Raw genomic sequence first — 20,166 nt, forward strand, 5'->3', positions numbered from 1 at the left:
GGAACCAAATCTGGAATGAATTTCCTTATTCTTCGCCAAAACGTTTGTAGTTTTCCACAAGATCCTTGAGGTGAATTTTCTCCCCGCCTACAATCTTCAAATCCACTTTGATTTTGCCTTTCTCAATAGTAATAATATTGTATGTGTTATCAAAGAGTCCCCTCATTCTTTCAGAAGATACAGTTCCGGCATTTGCTATAGATAAATTTCCAAAATTCCAAAACCATGGCCTGTGCTTGTGGCCACATATTACAAGGTCTATCTTGCTTGCAAGTGCAGTACGCAGTGCATCTCCAGAATCTATTACAGTTACCCTATCATTTCCAGTATCAGGAACGCCGATCAGATGATGATGCATTGCAAGTATCTTGGTCTTGTTTTCATATTTTTTCATGGTTCTCTCCAGCCACAGGTTCTGTCTATACCCTATCTCGCCCTCATCTCGATCAGGTCTTGCAGTACCAAGTGTTACAAGTATTGTATCATCATCTAGTTCATTTACAGAATCAAAAGGAAAGAACTTTTTGAAGAGAAGATATCCCGTGTTTCTATAATCATGATTTCCACTCATTGCAATTATCTTTTCAGTATCAAACTGAGAGAACTTGGCTTTGCATTTTTCATATTCCTTGAGTAGTCCCTCATTTGTGAGATCACCAGTTGCTACAATAACAGACGGTTTGAGTTGATTTATCTCTTCCACTGCGATATCAAAGGTTTCCTCTTTGAATTGAGCCCCAACATGAACATCTGAAATCTGTACTATCTTCATCAACAAGGTCTCCTATCAATGATGGGTTTAAGCTTTAGCATTATACAATAAATTTTGCAAGTAATTTTCTAGTTAGAATTAAATATGTAGATACTACAATCCCGCCTGATTTGGGAAAAAAGGCTGCAATAATCAGAGGAGATGGTATTGGCCCAGAAATTGTTGATTCAATGTTAAAGGTATTGAAGGCATGTAACACTCAAACTGAATTGGTTTTATGCGAAGCAGGATCTGAACAATGGGAAAAATATGGTGGAGAGACATACATTCCAGATGCAACAATGAGTATTCTGGAAAACTCGGATGCTGGGTTCAAGGGACCTACAACCACAATCCCCAAGCCAAACTCTCCAAGAAGTGTTGCAGTGACACTGCGACAAAAATTTGATCTATATGCAAACATCAGACCAATCAAGACATACAAGAGAATAACTCCAGACAAGACATTGGATTTTGTGTGTTTCAGGGAAGCAACTGAGGGGCTCTACACTGGAATTGAATTCAAGGTATCAGATGATGCTGCAATTGCAATTAGAAAGATCACACGGCAGGGAAGCAGTCGTTTTATCAACTCGGCATTAGCATGGGCAAAAAAATACCACATGAGCAAGTTGGTTGCAGTAACAAAGAGAAACATTCTAAAAATTACCGACGGAATATTCTGGGAAGAAGTGGAAAAGGCATCCAAGGCAAATCCCGGAATATCTGTTGAAGAATTATACATAGACAACATGACCCAACAACTGGTCATAAAACCAGAGCAGTTCAACGGCTCTGTCTTGATAAGCACTAACCTCTTTATGGACATAATATCAGAATTGGCATCAGGCATAATTGGATCCATTGGATTGGTTTACTCTGCAAACATGGGAGACAAGTTTGCCATGTTTGAGGCTGCTCATGGAAGTGCACCGTCATTCAAGGGACTAAACAAGGTAAATCCAACTGCTGCCGTATTATCAGGAGCATGGATGACAGAATATCTTGGTGAGACACACATCAGAGATGCAATATTTGCTGCCACAGATCAGGTAATCAATGAAGGCAAGTATGTTACATTTGACATTGGTGGGAGTGCGACCACTACACAAATGACTGATGCAATAATAGAGATTGCAAAACAGAAACTACGAAAATAGGATAGCATTCAGCCTAGATTTTACAAAGACTATGACAGACATTATTGATGCAATCAAAACAATAAATGATGCAGAACCAAACTCTGGAACACTTGCAGTGTTGTCATTAAGAGTAAAGTTTGAATGAATGATTGGCAGAGGTTGATTCTGAACTAGGGGAGAAGATGATGGTGGGATCGATATTAGATCAAGTGACCTGTCATCGTTTGCATTCATGTCACCTGCAGTATTGGCAGAATTTGCATCAAAGAATAGTCGGTATTGTCCATTTGGAACATTACTCCATACAAATGCTACAGGAACACTATGTTTTGCAGGAACATCTAGTTTGACAAAATTATTGTAAAAAAGTGAGGATTGATTTGTTATTTTTAGTGTGAATATTATAGAATGTGCGTCAGCGTTTCCTGTATTTTGAATCTGTTTTGTTATTACAATACCATTTGAGGTATAGTTTTGTTTTTCAACTTTGAGAGAATCAGGAACCCAGGAAAGTTCAGCATGCGAAAATCCATTTGATACTACAACCAGTCCAGAGGGCCATGTGTCAGTCTTGTCATAATATTGATACTTTCCAACAGAACCAAAGAACTGTGTAAATGAATGCCCAGGCAGTATGATTCCGCTATCAAAGACTCCTTGTGGACCATAGTTTGATGTTCCAGTAGTAACAGTATGTGTCCTATTATCCCGATTTGTCCAAGTAACTGTATCTCCGACAGAGACATTTACCTGAAATGGATTATAGCATGAGAGATTAGGCATGCAATGATTTGCAGTTCCATTTACTATAATCACTTGTGCGTCATATGCCTGTACACTTGGAAACCACATAGAATAGAAAATTGCAGTCACGGTTACAGCACAAATCAGATGATAAAATCTCAACAATGTCAACTTCTCTCCTTTACAGATAAACTAAGTGTACTTTTTGTAAGAAAATCATATTAGGGTTTGTTTCTTGTACATTCTATTACAATCAATTCTTCATAAAATAATTTCTTTTTTGCGGCGATTTTAACATCAAAACCAAGAGACGTGGATAATTGTATCAAGGAGTCATACTTTGCAAGAGAAGAGGTAAGAAATACCATCTTACCGCTTTTTTCAATTCTCTGGCTAGCAGATTTTATTATCATACTTGGGATCTCTATACCATCATGCAGACCATCTACTGCAGGATCAAACAATTTATCAGATGGTAGATATGGTAGGTTACACACAATCAGATCAAAACTAGTATTCAGTGCATCAGCTGCATTGCAACAGATGCAGTTGTCAATTGTTGCATGTGTCTTGACTAGCGCAGCAATGTTAATATCAGTTGCAACAACAAGTGTAAAATTTTTTGATAAAGTATCTGCGAGAATTCCAGAGCCTGTTCCAATGTCAAGTGCAGACTTGCCTGTTTTGTTTTTTAAATAATCAGAAAAGAAGATCGAATCCTCTGCTGGCACATAGTAATTACTGGATTCTTTTTGCAATTTCTATTATCTCACCATCAGGTATTTCTTCAAGTCTTTTATCTGAGTCAATCTCTATTCCCATTTTTTTTCCAATGTTACGTATGGTCTTTCTTTTAAATGAAAATAGCTTGTTTACGGCATGTACTGTTTGACTTGAGAGTACATGCTTTTGGATAATAGATAACACAATTGAATCAACCTTTGGAGGTGGTCTAAAGTTTGTGTTTTTTACATCCATGATGTTTTCAATATCAAGACAATAGTTTGCAAGAACTGATATGGCCCGTCTTTCCTTGCCATTTTTTTTGGTTAGCTTTTGGGCAAACTCCTTTTGTACCATTACAATAGCACGCTTGAATTTTCTTTGAACAAGCCATTCTATGGCAGTTCTGCTCTCAGAGTAGGGAAGATTTGAGACAAGAATGGTAAATTCTATACTTTTCTTGAAAGCATCACCCTCTTCCAAGACTAGATTTGGAATATGTGATAGAGTATTCCTTGCTTGCGAATACAGAAGTGGGTCTTTTTCTACAGAGATTACCTGTTTTGCATCTCGGCAGAGCGGCAATGTCAGGATACCATGGCCTGTTCCTATCTCAAGGACAATGTCATCTTTTGTTATACCAGCAGAATCAATTATTGATTTTACGATTGATTGTGTTATTAGGAAATGTTGCCCTAGAGACCTGCGTTTGATCATTTTCTAACAAAGAGACTCATCCTTGTTTCCCCCGTTATCTCTTCGATGATTCTCTTTGCAATTTGTTTTGCTGGTTCTTTTAGTCCAACTCTTTCCTGCAAGTCCTTAAAGTCGGTAAATTTTTTCTTTTCCCTTTCCTCTAGCATTGTCTTCATGTATGTTTTTCCAATTCCAGGTATCAATTCAAGTGCATGAATTCTAGGAGTGAGTGGTTGTGCATTGTTGAGATAATCTACAAATCTTTTTTCATTTTGCAATACAATTTTTTCCACTACTGCATTTAGTTCACTCTGTGCAGAAGATGATATATGTTCATGCTCTAGCCTGCCAAGCACTGAAAGAATTTTTGTTCTGCCTTCTTTTCCTATATAGACTCGTTCTCCAATCTCAAAGGTAGAATTTGGCATGGCAAGCAGTTCAAGTATGGTCAATCTTTCCTCTCCTATAGCTGTAACAATTATTCCATCTCGTCCTCTTACAGTAGTTGATTTTCCTCTTGTGACAAAATCTAATACGTATGCGTATTCCTCATACTTCCTAGTTTGAGAATGTTCCAAGATAAACCGTACTCCTAAACTTAAGAGTTCTCCTTGATTATCTTTAGCATCTTGTCGAGTGTTTCAGCAAGAATTAGTTTCTTCCAGCCGAAAGTAAATGCTCGCAATTCAGCTTCAGTACTTGGGAGATTATTTACAATTTCTACTGCTTCTTCTTCTTGTATGCCACATTCTTTTACAAGTTGCTGCTTGAGTTTCTTTGCAGCCTTGGCATCAATTTTTGAAAACTTTGTAACATAATCATATGTCCATCTTTGAATTTGGTCCATTGATTCAGTATCAACTTTTTCCATAATTTCTTTTACTTCTGGAATAGAAATGCCTTGTTTCTTCTTTACTTCTTCCATCTATGCAACACCAAATGGTTTGATATGGTCTAACCTAGTGATTAAGGTTTTTGACTTGTTACCAAGATTAACTGCAAGTTTCACGGTTCTTCTGCCTACAGTAGTAACTGTTCCCACCTTTCCATGATATCTGCGATGTGGTAATGCCTTGTGTTGTGAAGGATCTAGTATTACCAAAACTTTGTCACCCACTGCATATTCTCTTAATAGAAAAGAGACTCCTCTGACCTTATCCTTAGTCATAACGGATCGTGACTTGTGCATAAAGCCGTGTGAACGACCCTTTGGTTTCTTAGTAGTCATTAATTGTTAAGACTTGAGATGACCATAATTTAACACTTACTGGGTATAAAATAAAAATTAGACGGCATGGAAGATGATACTTCCATCCGGGAAACAATGATGAAAAGCCTATTCTTCAGGCTCTTCTTTCTTTTTCTTCTTGGTCTCATCCTCTGGATCTGCAACACCGCCTTCGGTTAGTGTGTAGAGAACCTCTTGTTCTGGATGGTGAGGACTGTCAACCATTCTGGCAATTCTCTTCTTACCTGATTTCTTGAGGTAAACACGATATGTTGAGGCATGTGCTACAACGTTTCCTCCTACAGGTCTTGTTGGATCACCGAAGAATTGGTCAGGTGATGACTGGACTTGGTTTGTCGCTATTGCTGCCACATTGTATGTTTCAGCAGTTCTTGAAAGCAGATGCATGAATTTGTTTAATCTCTGTTGCCTTACAGAAAGAGTGCCCCTGCCAAGGAATTCGGCTCTGAAAAGGCCTACTGCAGAGTCTACAATAATTAATTTTATTTTATTTTCTTCAATTACAGGACCTGCCTCTTGTAAGATCAATTCCTGATGAGCACTATTGTATGCTCTTGCCACCATAATTCTGTCAAGAATTTTTTCTGGATCAAGACCCTTTGCTTTTGCAATTGAAACAATTCTTTCGGGTCTGAATGTATGTTCAGTGTCTATGTACAACACCCCACCGTCAAGTCCACCTTCTTCTTTTGGTTTTTGAACAGTCACACATACAGTATGACAAAGTTGTGTCTTGCCAGCACCAAATTCACCATAAACTTCGGTTACGGCTTGTGTCTCAATTCCGCCATCAAATAGAGTATCAAGTGCATTAGTTCCAGTTGTGATCTTTCCTATATCCTGTCTTCTTTTATAGATCTCAGTTGCTGAAACAAATTCTTTAGCAATTTGACCGTTATCAATTAGCTGTTGTCTCGCTTTGTTTACCAGATTTACAGCAGCATCAAGATCCATACCAGTGATTTCCGATATGTCTACTGGTCCTCTTACAACAAGATCCAATATGTTATGGATTCCTGCATCGCTTAGCTTCTTGGAAGTTACTGGGCCTACCCCATCTAGATTTTCTAATCTTAAATCGTCCATCTTACCGTATGGTACAGTACCAGTACCTTATAAAGGAATCCTTTGATGAAATTGTTACCTTCTCGGTGGTTTTTTTTGACTGTTAGTTTAGGTTAGTAGATTAATCCTTCTGTCTTATAACAAAAAACAGATCGTCAATGTTATTGCAGTTTTCCTAAAATAACATAATTACCATAGTTAGACCACCAAAAGTTGGTTTGCGTTTATGACAGGATAACTACATGTCATATACAAAAACCACGTTAAGAAGTCAGATCAGATTTATGATTTGTTGCCTTTTGTATTAATGCAATTCATTTGTTTGGATCTGAATAACATTTCTGTTTCCAAGACAAAAAAAGATAATTTTTTTATTAAAAATTCCAGTAACATAGTTAATCGAGTCTTTTATACGGCAAAAACCAATTACGAGTGGAACCGTGGATGTGTCTTCCTAGTGCACGATCACACCATCACTATGACACAAGTCCCTAATATCCACGGTTTCATTGTGTTTATTTTATAGATACAACCATGGCGTGGTATTAATACATCAAGACATATTTGCCAGTTCAAAATGAACGAACACATTCTTTTCAATGCATACCACATAGTAAATAATGCAGATTCTATACTGGCGGTGGTTCTTTTGGGCTCAACCCCAAAAGGGCAACCGCTAGAATCTGATATTTTTTTATTTACAAAGACAACCTGTTTGCGGTCATATTGACAAACTATCAACGAGACTCTCAGACAGGTTAAATATAGAAAATCAATGATTCAATAGATAGATACAGATAACTTGCAAAATTCTACTTTCTTCTTCGTTGACCGGGTTTGTTTTGACCGGGGACTCTTTTTAGGACGAATCTTTTTCTAAAATTATCCTTGTTTCGTGTAATGGATATTGTTCCATGTCTTTCCCGTGATGGAACTTTAGGAGTTTGTCCTCTTACTTTTCCTGCTTTAGTAAGCGATCCGTGAGTTGGCACAAGTCAACTTTTATTTTAATTCAATTTATGTATTTGGTTTTGATAAAAAACCTACCAGTACTTTGCCTTGATGGTTTCTATTACTCTCTCGTGCTCTGGACCTTTTCTTCTTGCATATTTTTCCATTGCAGTCAATGGAACACCACCCAATGCTCTTGCAAGACCGGTAAATGCCTTTTTCTTGAAAGTATTATTACTTCCGGTTTTATCCATGAATTTTTGGATTCCATACTTGAAGTTATGTTGCCATGTCTTGTACATGACACCAAGTTGTGGTGCAGTCAATTCATTTCCAATATCAAAGAACTCGGATTTTTCAAGCAATCCAATTGGAACAAATGTGAGTGGAGTCACAGTAAACTGGGATTCGGGTTGCTCTCTTTCTAGTTCATTGATGAGTCGTATTGTATCCCAACCGTCTTCTTCTGTTTCTGCGTTGTCAAGACCCATGATTAATGTAAATGCCGGAATCCAATGATTTTCGTTTAGTGTCTTTACCCCTTCTTTTACAACCCAATGCCATTCCTCTGGTTTGTATGGAGAGAGTTTTCTGTCTGCATATTTTCCAATCAATCTCAAGCTTCCTGTTTCAAATCCACATTGAACTCCAGTCTTGTTGTTAGGACCAGATTTGATTATCTTAGATATGTTTGGAAGTAATTTTTCATCAGCAATTGCACCAGCCAGGGTACCATGAGTTGGATTGGTGTGCTCAATTCCACATGACATGACTGCCTTGAAGAGTTCTTCTAATGCATCTCTATTTGGTGCCATGTTCTTTGTCTTTCTTGGATCAAGCCCATAGACAAAGATATCATCACTGTGGAGCCATGCGTTACGCTGTCCCCCTTTCTTTATGTTCACCTCAATCTCTTGCTTTACTTTTTCAGGTGAATAATATCTCAATGGTCTTAGTGTAACGTCACAAAACTTGCAACCTCTCCCACATCCTCGCATGACTTCTACCATTCCATGCATACTTGGCTCCACGATATTTGGTATACTATCAACATCTGGCTCGTCCCAATAGTGTATGAATCTACCATGGAATTTTTCTGCATCTTTTCCAAATTCTTTTACTTCAACTTTGAAATCGCTCTTAACAAATGGATTCATGTTTTCAAATTCTCCAGCAATTAGTTTATTGAAAAATTCTCCAGCATGTCCATCAATTTCTGGTGCAATGCCACCCAGCTCTCCTTCCAATACTGCATACAATCCATATTCTTGGATCTTTTTTGGATCATAATTATACTGCCAAGTTCCAGAAGCTCCAGCAATTACTTTGGCATGGCTTCCGTTTTTCTTTTTTGCAGCATTTATCTTCATGTGTAAATCGCGATTGTAAAATTCATCATATGATGTCTGTTTTCTACCATAGGTAAATGTCATAGTTACAGGACCCATTCCAAGAGGATCCATTTCATAGGTTCCAACCACTTCAGTTTCAGGACCAATAAACTTGTCCACATGATCAGGATGTGCCACTACAACTTCTTCTCTCTTGTATCCATCTCTGAGAAGAGCAGCTTCTACTTTTCGTAGTCCATATGGAGCATAATTTGCAATACCATTTTTTTGACCTATAGGATTACAGATAAAATCAAAGAGAACTTTTGGTGTTACCTGATCTTTTAAAATATAGTACCAGAAACTGTTTTTCGGTCTGTGTGGATCTACCGCAGGAGCGCAACCAAAGAAAGTTGCCAATGATATTCCACGATATGGAGACATCAATGTACGGTCTGCAGTTAGTACAATCTTAGCCAATTTTCAATTTGGATGGATTTTTATAGCATTTTAAGTTTTCCGGCATTTCCATATTCTAGTAATTATCAAGCACGCCTGATTTGTTCCGGTGTGTGTACCCAAACTCTTTGTTTGAAAGTAGAGTAGACCCATCAAAAACAGTTCCATCCTTGCATGCCATCACATCACCAAAGCAACAGCTACCACAAATTCCAATTCCACATTTCATCATTCTTTCAATGCTTGCCTCAACATGTGTCTTGTTTGAGGATGCGATCTGTACAACTTTGTGCATCATTTTTTCAGGACCACATGTATATACTGCGTCAAACCCAGTTTCATGGAATAAATTCTCCATCACATCTGTAACGAGGCCCTTTTGTCCATAGCTTCCATCTTCTGTAACAACAATCACTTTATGCAGAGTACCTTCAAGTAGTTTGTTTGCCAGTCCTTCAAAAAAGACTTCAGATTTTGTCTTTGCCCCCATGATGATTGTTACATCATCGGTTTTCTTGAGAAATGTAACCAGTCGTATTAAAGGAACAAGTCCAGTTCCTCCACCAACCAAAAGTAGTTTGCCTTGCTTTATTGTAAACGAATTTCCATATGGTCCTCTAATACCTATCTGATCTCCAACCTTCTTTGAGAATAATTCTGTAGTGGCAAACCCGTGTTTTCTTACTGTAAATGCGGCCTTGCCATTTTCTTGTGATATCATTACACTCATCGGGATTTCATTTACACCAAGTATCCACACCATCGCAAATTGTCCTGGAAGAACTTGGGACATTGTATCATCAGAGAAAAATAGAGTGCGTACTGTGGGAGTTTCGTCAACCACTTTCTCTATTGTCACAATCTTTGGAGTATCAAAACTTTTTTGCAAGTCCAACCATCTCACTTAATTTTTTAAAATTCTTTTTTTCCATATACTTTGATATCCCATTATTTATCTCAGAGAAGACGCCAGTCCATTTTTCTCCAACAGCACTGCCAACCTGTATGGCTCTTGACCCTGCAAGTAAAAATTCTACTGCATCTTCCCAACTTGAGATACCACCACAACCAATGATTGGGATATCAAACTTGGATGAGATTTCATAGACGCATCTTACCGCAACAGGCTTGATTGGAGGTCCAGACAGTCCACCAATTTTGTGACTCAGAATAGGCCTTGCTGTTTCCACATCAATTGCCATTGCACGTAATGTGTTTATTGCGGTTATACCATCAATTCCACTTTCACATGCAGTTTGTACAGTTTCTAAATAGTCTGAAGAGCCAAGACCAACTTTTGCAAGCACTGGAACCTTTGATTCTTTTTTTACGGATTTGACTATGGTGTGGACAAGTTCAGGATCATCTCCTACTTCAAGCCCAACTTTTTCGACATGAGGACATGACAGGTTAAGTTCGTATCCAAGAATTTTTACATTTTCAAATTGTTTTATCATGAATGTAAAGTCCTCTGGAATAGAGCCAACAAGGCTGATAATTATCGGAACATCTTGATTTGATGACAACATTTTTGCAAAATATGATGCACCGGGGTTTGATAGTCCGACGGCATTTAGATATCCATGTTGTAGCCCAACGACAGTTGGGTTTGGGTATCCATCCCATGGTTCCCTGCTAAGTGATTTGGTAACAAGTGCACCTGCTCCTTCTTTATATAGACGACCAAAAACGTCAAGTGATATACCTAGAATGCCAGATGCAAGCATAGTTGGTCTTTCAAGTACAATCGGGCCCACATTAGTTGAGATGTCAGGACTCACTTCTAATAATAAAAAATAGTTGTCTTATAACGTTTGATATAGTTCTGGATCTATAATGTTACATTTTTTAGTAAGCCATGGAAATGCACTCTATGCATTCTGTAATTTTAACAGAGTTAGGTATTGCAGTTTTTGATGATAATAAATGTGTGAAATCGTTTCCATTTTCAAATCCAGCTACACAATATGTAGAGATAAAAAAAGAACAGGTCAGTCTGAATGAGTTAGAACATTTTCTTACTAATTTGGGAAGTATCGTTGTTGTAAACGATTCTTCACTTTTGAAACTTTTGAGGAAAAAATCCATAGAAGCAGACATTATGGATGAAAAAAAGATAGAGACAATCCAGTCTTCAAAATTACGAGTCCTTGTAGATTCTGGATTTGCAACAAATGAAGGAGATGCAAGGGGAAAACTGCGAGACTTTGCACTAAGTCTTTCATCATCAAGAGTTACAGAAATTTCTGAAAGTCCAGACTTGCACATAATTCAAGCAATCAATACATTAGATGAGATTGATAAGATAATCAACTTGCTAAGTTCCAGAGTAAGAGAGTGGTATGGATTACATTTTCCAGAGCTTGATAACATGATAGACACAATCAGTGGATATTCAAAAATCATAATGGCTGGAAGAAGAGATGATCTTACCCAGAACACGTATCTTGATGCAGGCTTTCCAGAAGAGAAGGCTGAGATGTTATCACTATTACAAAAAAAGAGCAGAGGAGGTCAAATCTCAGATGAGAATTTTACCATAGTTCAAAGTATTGCAAAACAGATCTTGGATCTTTTTGAATTAAGACAATCGCTAGAAAAGCACATCGAATCACAAATGCAGTTGATTGCGCCAAATATTTCAGTCATACTTGGCTCTGCAGTAGGAGCAAGAATACTTGCCAAGGCAGGAAGTCTAAAGAGACTTGCAAGTATGCCTGCAAGCACCATCCAAGTTCTTGGCGCTGAAAAGGCTCTATTTAGAGCTCTCAAGACTGGAGCACAGCCACCAAAGCACGGTTTACTATTTCAGCATCAACTAGTTCATGCAGCTCCACGATGGCAGAGAGGCAAAATTGCAAGAGCAATAGCTGCAAAAGCTGCAATTGGTGCAAGAGTGGATATCTTTGGCGCTGGAAGAAATGATACGCTACTTGAAAAACTCAACATACGTGTTACCGAAATAGGAGAAAAATACAAGGACGAGCCTGAGAGGCCAGCCTTCCAGCCACACAGAAATGAGGAACATAGAGACAGAAGGTTTGGAGGAGACAGAAGGTTTGGAGGAGGAAGAGGTGGAGAAAAGAGAAACGACTGGCAAAAAAACAAGAGAAAGAAGTTTGGAAAACGAAGAAGATAATATTTTTTGGGTAAAAAGCGAGGGAGAAAAGAGGCTTGCAACCATAAATCTCGTGCCCGGAAATCAAGTCTATAGAGAAAAGCTAGTCAAGATAGATGATGAAGAGTTTAGAATATGGGATCCTTATCGTAGCAAACTCGGTGCTGCGATAATGAATGGCCTTGAGATTTTGCCCATTGTCAGAAAGTCCAATGTTCTTTATCTAGGAGTATCAACTGGAACAACTGCAAGTCATGTATCAGACATCGTTGGTCCAAGTGGAATTGTTTTTGCAGTAGAGCACTCAAGTAGAGTTGCAAGAGATTTTCTGGAAAGAGTAGCTTCGTTTAGATCAAACATCGTTCCAATTTTACAGGATGCGCGTAGTCCCAAACAATATTTTTCAGTATATGGTCCTGTTGATATTGTCTATGTAGATATTGCCCAGCCAGACCAGACAGAGATTGCAATATTAAATTGCAAAACATATCTGAAAAAAGGCGGATATATGATGCTAGTGATAAAAACGAGAAGTATCGATGTTACAAGAGAGCCAGCTCAGGTAATGCGCTCAGAGGCCAAAAAACTATCTGCCAACTTTGAGATAGTCCAAGAGATAAACTTGGAACCTTATGAAGGAGACCATGGCATGATTGTGGCAAAATATCTAGGATGAGACACTCAACAAGATTTTGACTGGTTTCCAGCTCTTTCTAACAAATTCAGGAACATTTCCATTTTTAGATATCCATTCCTTGATGAACCACATAGTTTTAGGATCAGATGGATATCCACTTCCCAAATCGTGACTCTTTCGTAGTTTTTCTATAGCCCTGTCTCTGTTTACTTTTGCAATGATTGAAGCTGCAGAGACCACAGGGTATTTTCTGTCAGCATGATGACTTGAAACGATTTTTCCAGTCTTGACTATATTTGATATGTAGAGACCAAACCGTTTTGGGTTTACGTCACATGAGTCAACATATGATGAGTCTGCCTCCAGTTTTTTTATAACTTTGGCCATATAGTCTGCTTCAAGTTTGTTTAACAGATTTTTACTGACGCTCTTATCTATTGTCTTTGGAGAAATTTTTGCAACGTGATAACCTTCTACAATAGATAGTATCTGCCCGTATAATTTTTCTCGTGATTGAGGACTGAGTTGTTTTGAGTCTTTGACGCCAATCTTAACAAGCTGTTTTATATTTTTTTGTTCAATAGATATCCCAGATATTACAAGTGGACCGAGAACTGAACCCCGTCCTGCGTCGTCGACTCCGCAGACTAGCATATTTGACTTATTCCTGTGGCAGACGTATTAAATCATCTTAGGGATCAAGTGATCGTTTCATAGATTATGAAAAGCAACATTATAAAAAAACTAGCATGAAAGATCGCCATATTTTCCTTGCAGACCAGCAGCTCGCGCTATATTAGAGCCAGATTGATCACTCATTATGGCAAGGTGACATACTCCACTCTTGTCAGAATGATCATGAAGATTATCTGTAAATGCAATTGCTGCATTCACAGACGAATCTGGAGAGTGAGCTCGCTCAAAAAGAATATGCCCAACAGCTTCAGGCACAGCTATCATCAAGATCACCAATATAGCAAATTTGTTGATTGATCTTTTATTCATGTATCATTTACCGTGATTCATGGCTATATTTACTATGGAAGAAATTATCATGAGAAATTTCCATTTTGGAAGCAAATTACATTATAATATAGTATATTCCGGGTTATAATTTCCAGATCGGAAATTGATATTAATAACATGTATCAATGTAAAATTATGCTCGATGAGATAGACAAAGTAATACTCTCTCATCTGGGAAGAAATGCAAGAATTTCCTCACAGGAGATAGCCAGTACACTTCAAGGCATTGGCTGTACAATTACCGATAGAGCTGTACGACAAAGACTCGTAAGGCTTGACAAAAACAAATCGATTCTAGGGTATTCTGTTATTTTGAATCCAAATCTAGTATCAGATAAAGTCAACAGGACAATACTTGTTAAATTCAAATTTTCTAAGAATATTTCAGATGGAATTAACAGGTTGACAAGATATCTAAACGAGTCTTCCTTTTGTATCTATTCAGCAAGACTGAGCGGAGATTTTGACTGGGTTTGTCATTTTGTCTTCTCATCAATAGAACAATACGATCTTGAAACAAACAATTTTCTAAATAGATTTGCAGATGTGATATCTGATTTTCGTTCCTATGAATCAAAGGCTACAAAATCTGCGCCTTATGTCCTATTTGATGAACATGTGGTTAATGAAAAAAAGCTTCAAGTGTATACCATATTGAATTCTATTAAAAAGTATGACAGTCTAAATGATCGACTCCAGTCCATAGTAGAGAATCTTGTAAAATATTTCAATGCCAAGTTCGCACGAATCTGGTTTTATGACAAGAAATCAAAAACACTGATTCTAAAATACAGTGCAGGCAAGTACAAGAACATAAATGGTGAGTTTTCCAGAGTATCTCAAAATTCTTTAAAAATTGGTTCTATTGTAAAGACAAAGAGACCCGCGGTTTCAAATGATGTGGTACATGATCCCAGAATAAAATATCACGAATGGGCAAAAAAAGAGAAGATCAGGTCTTTTGCAGGGTATCCAATATTGTACAAGAGTGAAGTTGTAGCTGTTTTAGCTATTTTCAGTGGAAAATCACTCACACCAAGCGATTTTGAGATCCTAGGAATATTCTCAGACCAGCTCTCAAAGGAGCTTTCGGGTTTTTTTGAAACAAAAGACTTTCTTCTCATTTGAGGAAAAATTAACAACCATTATGTCATTTTGTCAATATCCAGTGTGGCCATTTCAATTTATTAAATCAATTTTGACAAGACAACCTGTTGGAATCCGAACTTGTAGAAATAACAGAAGGGAGTACAAAACTTTTGGTGCCAAGGGAATCTCTATCAGAAAAAACACCCCCAAAGGAACCTGCATTTTTCAACCCAAGGGCAAGAATTAGTAGAGATTTTTCAATAATAGCATATTCTGCATTTCTTAAAAACTTCAAGGGCCCAAAGATCTTTTTAGATTCACTTGCCGGTATTGGAGCAAGAAGCATAAGAGTTGCAAACGAAATAGAATCAATAGAGAAAGTAATAGCAAATGATGTCAACCAGCAAGCCTTAGAGATTGGGAAAAGTATTGCAAAATTAAATCAAGTTACAAAATGCGATTTTTCAGAAAATGAAGCTTGTAGGTTTTTGAGTCTGCACTCAACAAGAGATGGACGCGGTGCAATTGTAGATGTGGATCCATTTGGTTCACCCTCGCGTTATCTTGATTGTGCAATGAGGGCAACATTTCATGGCGGACTCTTGTCGGTAACAGCTACTGACATGACTGTATTACATGGAATATTTCCAGAGGCATGCCAGCGCAAGTATTATGGAACTCCCATTAGAACAATATACGGAAATGAGATAGCATTACGATTGATTCTAGGATGCATGAATATGGTGGCAGGTAGAATGGACATTATGATATCGCCACTATTTGTCCAGCACAACATGCATTACTACAAGGCCTATGTCAAGATACTTGTTAGAACAAATACCAAAAATTGCATGGGATATATTTTACATTGTGATAATTGTGGGAACAGAAAAGTTGTACGTGACATAGAGCACATATGCAATATTTGTAATTCAAAGGCAAAACTTGCAGGACCTCTTTGGACAGAAGATCTATACGACAAAAATTTTATCGATTCCATGGTAGTAGAGGAAAAAAACATGACAATTGACAAGTCTTGTAAAGCTGTACTTGAAAAATGCCAAGAAGAGATAGGCATGCCTCCCACATATTTCACTCTAGATGAGATTGGACATAGAAAGCAATCTGCCCCACCCTCTCTTTCCAAAATAATAGAAAAGATCAGAGAAGTAGGCAAAAAGGCTACAAGAACAAGCATGAATCCCACAGGATTCAAGACAGATGCCACTATTGATGAGATTCTAGCATTGGTTTAATTTCCAAGATATCCCAAGCAGACATAATACAGTTCACTGCTTGATTTCCTACTCGCTTGGGGTTTTCTCAATTGTACCTTGGCAAATTTTTTTCGAATATAGTCTCTAAACTCAATAGAATACTGACCATCAAAGACCTTGAAGAGCGCATTGCCTTTTTTTGCTAACACCTGATCCATTATCTTGCTTGCCGCATAATTGAGTGAGATTTGTCTTGTGTGGTCTACATCCCACATTCCAGTCACTGTCGGAGACAAGTCACAGATGACAGCATTCACTTTGCCTCCAAAATAATCAAAAACTTGTTCCACAATAGATTCATCTTCAATATCTCCCCTGACAAAATGGACCTCAGGAATTTCTTCTACATATGATTTGTCAATACCCATAACTTGCCCTCTGTTTCCTGAAAGTTCATGTGCGACTTGACTCCATCCACCAGGAGAGCAACCCAAATCCAAGACAAAAAATCCAGGACCTATTATTCTGTATGATGTGTTTAGTTCTTTTAGTTTGTATGCAGCTCTGCTTCGATATCCCTCTTTATGCGCTAGTCTCCTATACAAGTCACGCCTTGCATCGATTAATTTCATTTTTTAGCCTTCTTCGTAGAGAGATCTGTCAATACCCATTGTTCAATCAAAGGACAAGTTCTCGGACTAATTTCGCCTTCAAGCGTACATTTTGATTCCACGGGACATATCAGACAAGGAGCAGATTCTATTGATTGTGTTGTTACCGGTACATGTGCAATCATTAGCTTGTAAGTCCAACGTCCATTTTCAAGAATTTTCTCTCTTTTTACCAAGTGCTGTCTTTCAAGTTTTAGTGCAAGTCTTGAGCCATCCCTGCTTGAAAGTTTTAGTTTTTTCCAAAGCTCACTTTGGAACATGCCGTTGTCGCCACGTTTTGCAACCAAACCCAATACAGTTGTCTTTAATTTATCCATGTCAAGGCCTTCTATCTGGAAATTTTCGATCTCTTTTTCGTCAATTGCTTCAAGTTCTTCTTCTGAAAGTTCAGTCTCCTTTTTCTTGTCGACTTTAGACTTTTTCTTTTCTAGCTTATCAGATTCTGCTTTCTTGTCAGCTTTTGGTAATTCTTTTTTCTTCTCTGCCTTGGCTACTTCCTTCTTGTCTTCAGACTTTTTGATTAGTTTTTTTTCTTTTTTAGCCATGATTAATCACTAAACTATAACATTACTCCGGTATTACTACTAGCACTTGTGCAATATAATAACATATAATTTCTTATTGTACCCTAATGTTAGCCATTACACTAATGCTGTTTTGATTGGTTTTGTCTTTCATTTCTGCCACAATTTGATATATACCGGGTTTGTCGATCACAGGAGAAAACGTATCTTGAATTGGTAGAGATGAATTGGTTTGTGCAAAACATTGTGTAAAATAAGCATTCTGAATAATCACCTGTTTTGGAGACGTATTTGGATCGTATATAGTCATGTACAAGTCACCGCAATCAAATGAAGTGTCATTCACCAGTACTCTAAAGTTCAATGGTGTTGATACGGTATAATTGCTTACAAGATTTAGCAGTCGAATTTGTTTATCACCTTGTTGCTGTCCAATGGTTGATGGAAATTTAAATTGCCACATGTTTAATTGCCTATCAGGCTGTCCCAAAACATCAGACAATACATATCCCCCAAAAATCAATGATGCAATTATAGGAAAAACAAAAACAAGATAAGCAATTTTTTTTACCGCCAATTATGATATAACCGCTCTAGTTCCCATATATCTATTTGGTCGAAAAAGATTCAAGTAACAAATTTGACGAATAAGTTAAATCACAGCCAAGCCAATAGCCGCTAGATGCGACTTAGAAAATTTAGAGTTCAAGGCTATCGTTGCATTCATGATTCAGGGGAAATCAAAGTTGGGGATCTTGCAGCATTTGTTGGAAGAAATGAAAGTGGAAAAACTACAATTTTGGAAGCTCTCACGTTACTTAACAAAGATACAAAACTTTCCGAATTAGATTTATGTGATGAAATGAATGAGGAACTCAAATCAGAGATAAGACTTGCAGAGGGAGAGTTTGTGTTAAGTGAGAAAGAGACTTCACTAATTCGAGAGAAATTTCCTAACCTTCAGGACATAAGAAAAATGAAAATCTATAGGACGAATAAACATGCCAGAGTACAATATGATTTTGGCGATGTAAAAATCAGTGGCGAGGCAAGTAAAAGACTCAATTCTTGGGAAAATTTTGTAGAGAGAATCAAGTCTTTTGTGGAAGCTATGCCAAACCCAATACGAATCAGAGTTGATACCAAATTTCTAAATGCCCCACCACCACGAACTAGAGAAGTCTTTATGGACATGATGGCCGAATTTAACAATAACATTTACCTAATTGCATCACAGGAACCTCGGGTGATTTCAGAATGGAAGGATATCTACCAAGATTTGGAAACCATATTTGACAACATGTTAATAGGAACAAACGAACGTTCTGCCCTAGATAATTTCATAGAGGATAAGTTACATCCAAGATTTGTTTACTTTTCAGATTATAAAAAAATACTTGGAAATATTGATCTTGAAGAATTTGTCAGGGAGACAAAAGGGATTAAAGCAAAGGGATTAGAATATGTTGAAGAATTTGACAAGGCAGAGACTGTAAATAATTTATTTTATTTAGCAGAGCTTGATGCCCAGAAGCTAGAAGAGGTTAGAAGCAGTCCATCAAGATTGATAAAATTATTACACACTTCAAGTAGGAGGCTCAGTGAGAAACTTAACCCGGCGTGGAAGGGAGACCCCATCCATGTTGAACTTAGATGGAATCCAGGAAATGTTTTGAGTGTAGTCATATCAGATGTACATAAGGATGGCACTGTGACAAATACAGGGTTACTTAACAGAAGGGCAGAAGGATTCAAGTGGACTTTTTCATTCATCGTAAACTTTGCAGCTGAAACTCAAAAGGCAGAATTAAAGGAAGCAATACTTTTACTTGACGAGCCTGCAAGAAATCTCCATCCTGCACAGCAGAGAGGAATTTCAGACTTGCTAAAAGGACTTGCAGGATCTAATCAAATACTTTATGCAACTCACTCACCTTTTATGATATTTGATTATACGCAAGGAAATCTGTTGGTGGTAGAGCTTGACAAGAGAAGACATCTAAGTAAGATCTATTATGATTATTGGAATGCGGACGATCAAACTCTCATTCCAATATTGTATGGTCTATCAAGAGGCCTTGTAGAATCCATAGTAGACAAACAAATAGGCTTTAACTCTAGACCTGTGATAATAGTTGAAACCATGTCAGATTGTATGTATCTGAATGCATTTGACAGATTCCTAAAGGATCCAAATCTTTCTATGAATCCACTTAACATAGTTGCAGCATACAACAAGAATTCGGTTATGCCACTTGCAGTATTTTATAAAAATCACGGGTATGATACCTTTATACTATTGGACAATACTGAGGAATCAAGAAAAATTTCTACAGAGCTACAGTCTAATGAATTCAAATCAGTACAAATGGTCTTTTTTGAACTTGCAGGACAACCAAAATTGTTCATTGAGGATCTTTTGATGGAAGATGATTATCTTTATGCTGTAAACCAAACTTATGAAGTTAGATTAAGAAAAGAGGGGTATGTAACATTGACCAAAGATCAAGTGGCAAGCAAGGGCAAGAAAAGCATAATAGACAATCTAAATGAAATTTGGAAAGAAAACCAGCACCTTGGGTGGGAGAAATTTGACAGAGAAGATATTTGCAGGTATATTTGTGAGAAAATAGTATTAGGCGAGACAGACTTTTTATCAGACAAGACAAAGGATCAGTTCAGATCACTATACAGATTGATTGCAGAGAGAATAAGACAGAATCAAAACTTGGGAATCCAGTCATCTGCAACCGGTAATCGATGAGGCAAAAAA

General features: G+C 37.5%; 23 protein-coding genes. 6 read left to right on the forward strand and 17 right to left on the reverse strand.

Annotated elements, in window-relative coordinates; all coding sequences use genetic code 11:
* Nucleotides 1–25 precede the first annotated feature (25 nt).
* Nucleotides 26–772 carry a metallophosphoesterase family protein gene (locus tag BQ3481_RS06435; RefSeq protein WP_157927535.1) on the reverse strand — a complete coding sequence of 249 codons (747 nt, stop codon included), beginning with the start codon at nt 770–772 and terminating at the stop codon, nt 26–28.
* Nucleotides 773–882: 110 nt separating this feature from the next.
* On the opposite strand from BQ3481_RS06435, the gene BQ3481_RS06440 reads away from it, so the two are divergent.
* Nucleotides 883–1,911 (forward strand): isocitrate/isopropylmalate dehydrogenase family protein, encoded by a 1,029-nt coding sequence (locus BQ3481_RS06440; protein WP_157927536.1) that lies wholly within the window; start codon nt 883–885, stop codon nt 1,909–1,911.
* On the opposite strand, the gene BQ3481_RS06445 is transcribed toward BQ3481_RS06440, so the two are convergent.
* From BQ3481_RS06445 to BQ3481_RS06495, 11 genes are all read right to left on the reverse strand, one after another.
* The gene (locus BQ3481_RS06445) at nt 1,900–2,808 is read right to left on the reverse strand and encodes a hypothetical protein (protein ID WP_157927537.1); all 909 of its coding nucleotides are present in this window, start codon (nt 2,806–2,808) and stop codon (nt 1,900–1,902) included. The two genes, BQ3481_RS06440 and BQ3481_RS06445, sit on opposite strands and share 12 nt — an antisense overlap.
* A gap of 50 nt (nt 2,809–2,858) precedes the next feature.
* Nucleotides 2,859–3,395 (reverse strand): HemK2/MTQ2 family protein methyltransferase, encoded by a 537-nt coding sequence (locus BQ3481_RS06450; RefSeq protein ID WP_157927538.1) that lies wholly within the window; start codon nt 3,393–3,395, stop codon nt 2,859–2,861.
* On the reverse strand, nt 3,376–4,077 hold the full coding sequence (gene rsmA / locus BQ3481_RS06455) for a 16S rRNA (adenine(1518)-N(6)/adenine(1519)-N(6))-dimethyltransferase RsmA (protein ID WP_157927539.1): 702 nt from the start codon (nt 4,075–4,077) through the stop codon (nt 3,376–3,378). The genes BQ3481_RS06450 and rsmA overlap by 20 nt, the downstream gene beginning before the upstream one ends.
* Nucleotides 4,074–4,634 (reverse strand): DUF655 domain-containing protein, encoded by a 561-nt coding sequence (locus BQ3481_RS06460; RefSeq protein ID WP_157927540.1) that lies wholly within the window; start codon nt 4,632–4,634, stop codon nt 4,074–4,076. Before BQ3481_RS06460 ends, rsmA begins: the two co-directional genes overlap by 4 nt.
* 20 nt (nt 4,635–4,654) lie before the next feature.
* Nucleotides 4,655–4,981 carry an RNA polymerase Rpb4 gene (locus tag BQ3481_RS06465; protein ID WP_157927541.1) on the reverse strand — a complete coding sequence of 109 codons (327 nt, stop codon included), beginning with the start codon at nt 4,979–4,981 and terminating at the stop codon, nt 4,655–4,657.
* Nucleotides 4,982–5,284, reverse strand: a complete 303-nt coding sequence (locus tag BQ3481_RS06470) for a 50S ribosomal protein L21 (RefSeq protein ID WP_157927542.1) — start codon at nt 5,282–5,284, stop codon at nt 4,982–4,984. It lies immediately after the preceding gene.
* Nucleotides 5,285–5,392: 108 nt separating this feature from the next.
* Entirely contained in the window at nt 5,393–6,391 is a 999-nt protein-coding gene (gene radA, locus BQ3481_RS06475; protein ID WP_157927543.1) for a DNA repair and recombination protein RadA, read from the reverse strand.
* Between the two features lie 791 nt (nt 6,392–7,182).
* The gene (locus tag BQ3481_RS06480) at nt 7,183–7,362 is read right to left on the reverse strand and encodes a 30S ribosomal protein S30e (protein ID WP_157927544.1); all 180 of its coding nucleotides are present in this window, start codon (nt 7,360–7,362) and stop codon (nt 7,183–7,185) included.
* 51 nt (nt 7,363–7,413) lie between these two features.
* Nucleotides 7,414–9,096, reverse strand: a complete 1,683-nt coding sequence (locus BQ3481_RS06485; RefSeq protein WP_157928494.1) for a B12-binding domain-containing radical SAM protein — start codon at nt 9,094–9,096, stop codon at nt 7,414–7,416.
* Nucleotides 9,097–9,187: 91 nt separating this feature from the next.
* Entirely contained in the window at nt 9,188–10,000 is an 813-nt protein-coding gene (locus BQ3481_RS06490) for a dihydroorotate dehydrogenase electron transfer subunit (protein ID WP_157927545.1), read from the reverse strand.
* Nucleotides 9,984–10,892 (reverse strand): dihydroorotate dehydrogenase, encoded by a 909-nt coding sequence (locus BQ3481_RS06495; protein WP_157927546.1) that lies wholly within the window; start codon nt 10,890–10,892, stop codon nt 9,984–9,986. Before BQ3481_RS06495 ends, BQ3481_RS06490 begins: the two co-directional genes overlap by 17 nt.
* Before the next feature lie 92 nt (nt 10,893–10,984).
* On the opposite strand from BQ3481_RS06495, the gene BQ3481_RS06500 reads away from it, so the two are divergent.
* On the forward strand, nt 10,985–12,250 hold the full coding sequence (locus tag BQ3481_RS06500; protein WP_157927547.1) for an NOP5/NOP56 family protein: 1,266 nt from the start codon (nt 10,985–10,987) through the stop codon (nt 12,248–12,250).
* Entirely contained in the window at nt 12,231–12,905 is a 675-nt protein-coding gene (locus tag BQ3481_RS06505; RefSeq protein ID WP_173848053.1) for a fibrillarin-like rRNA/tRNA 2'-O-methyltransferase, read from the forward strand. The genes BQ3481_RS06500 and BQ3481_RS06505 overlap by 20 nt, the downstream gene beginning before the upstream one ends.
* Here BQ3481_RS06505 and rnhB read toward each other — a convergent pair.
* Nucleotides 12,897–13,520, reverse strand: coding sequence for a ribonuclease HII (gene rnhB / locus BQ3481_RS06510; RefSeq protein WP_157927549.1), 624 nt, complete (start codon nt 13,518–13,520; stop codon nt 12,897–12,899). The genes BQ3481_RS06505 and rnhB overlap by 9 nt on opposite strands.
* A gap of 90 nt (nt 13,521–13,610) precedes the next feature.
* A complete protein-coding gene (locus BQ3481_RS06515) occupies nt 13,611–13,871 on the reverse strand; it encodes a hypothetical protein (RefSeq protein ID WP_157927550.1) in 261 nt (86 codons plus the stop codon).
* 156 nt (nt 13,872–14,027) lie between these two features.
* On the opposite strand from BQ3481_RS06515, the gene BQ3481_RS06520 reads away from it, so the two are divergent.
* Nucleotides 14,028–15,020, forward strand: coding sequence for a GAF domain-containing protein (locus tag BQ3481_RS06520; protein WP_162287754.1), 993 nt, complete (start codon nt 14,028–14,030; stop codon nt 15,018–15,020).
* A gap of 86 nt (nt 15,021–15,106) precedes the next feature.
* The gene (locus BQ3481_RS06525; protein ID WP_231911748.1) at nt 15,107–16,237 is read left to right on the forward strand and encodes a tRNA (guanine-N1)-methyltransferase; all 1,131 of its coding nucleotides are present in this window, start codon (nt 15,107–15,109) and stop codon (nt 16,235–16,237) included.
* Here the strand turns inward: BQ3481_RS06525 and BQ3481_RS06530 are convergent.
* From BQ3481_RS06530 to BQ3481_RS06540, 3 genes are all read right to left on the reverse strand, one after another.
* Entirely contained in the window at nt 16,234–16,830 is a 597-nt protein-coding gene (locus BQ3481_RS06530) for an RlmE family RNA methyltransferase (RefSeq protein WP_157927552.1), read from the reverse strand. The two genes, BQ3481_RS06525 and BQ3481_RS06530, sit on opposite strands and share 4 nt — an antisense overlap.
* Nucleotides 16,827–17,414, reverse strand: a complete 588-nt coding sequence (locus tag BQ3481_RS11740) for a transcriptional regulator (protein ID WP_231911749.1) — start codon at nt 17,412–17,414, stop codon at nt 16,827–16,829. Before BQ3481_RS11740 ends, BQ3481_RS06530 begins: the two co-directional genes overlap by 4 nt.
* 73 nt (nt 17,415–17,487) lie before the next feature.
* Nucleotides 17,488–17,970, reverse strand: coding sequence for a hypothetical protein (locus BQ3481_RS06540; RefSeq protein ID WP_157927553.1), 483 nt, complete (start codon nt 17,968–17,970; stop codon nt 17,488–17,490).
* A gap of 105 nt (nt 17,971–18,075) precedes the next feature.
* Here BQ3481_RS06540 and BQ3481_RS06545 point away from each other — a divergent pair, with 105 nt between their 5' ends.
* Nucleotides 18,076–20,157 (forward strand): AAA family ATPase, encoded by a 2,082-nt coding sequence (locus tag BQ3481_RS06545; protein ID WP_157927554.1) that lies wholly within the window; start codon nt 18,076–18,078, stop codon nt 20,155–20,157.
* Nucleotides 20,158–20,166: the final 9 nt, after the last annotated feature.

The sequence above is a fragment of the Candidatus Nitrosotalea okcheonensis genome, assembly GCF_900177045.1.
In the GTDB taxonomy this organism is placed as follows: domain Archaea; phylum Thermoproteota; class Nitrososphaeria; order Nitrososphaerales; family Nitrosopumilaceae; genus Nitrosotalea; species Nitrosotalea okcheonensis.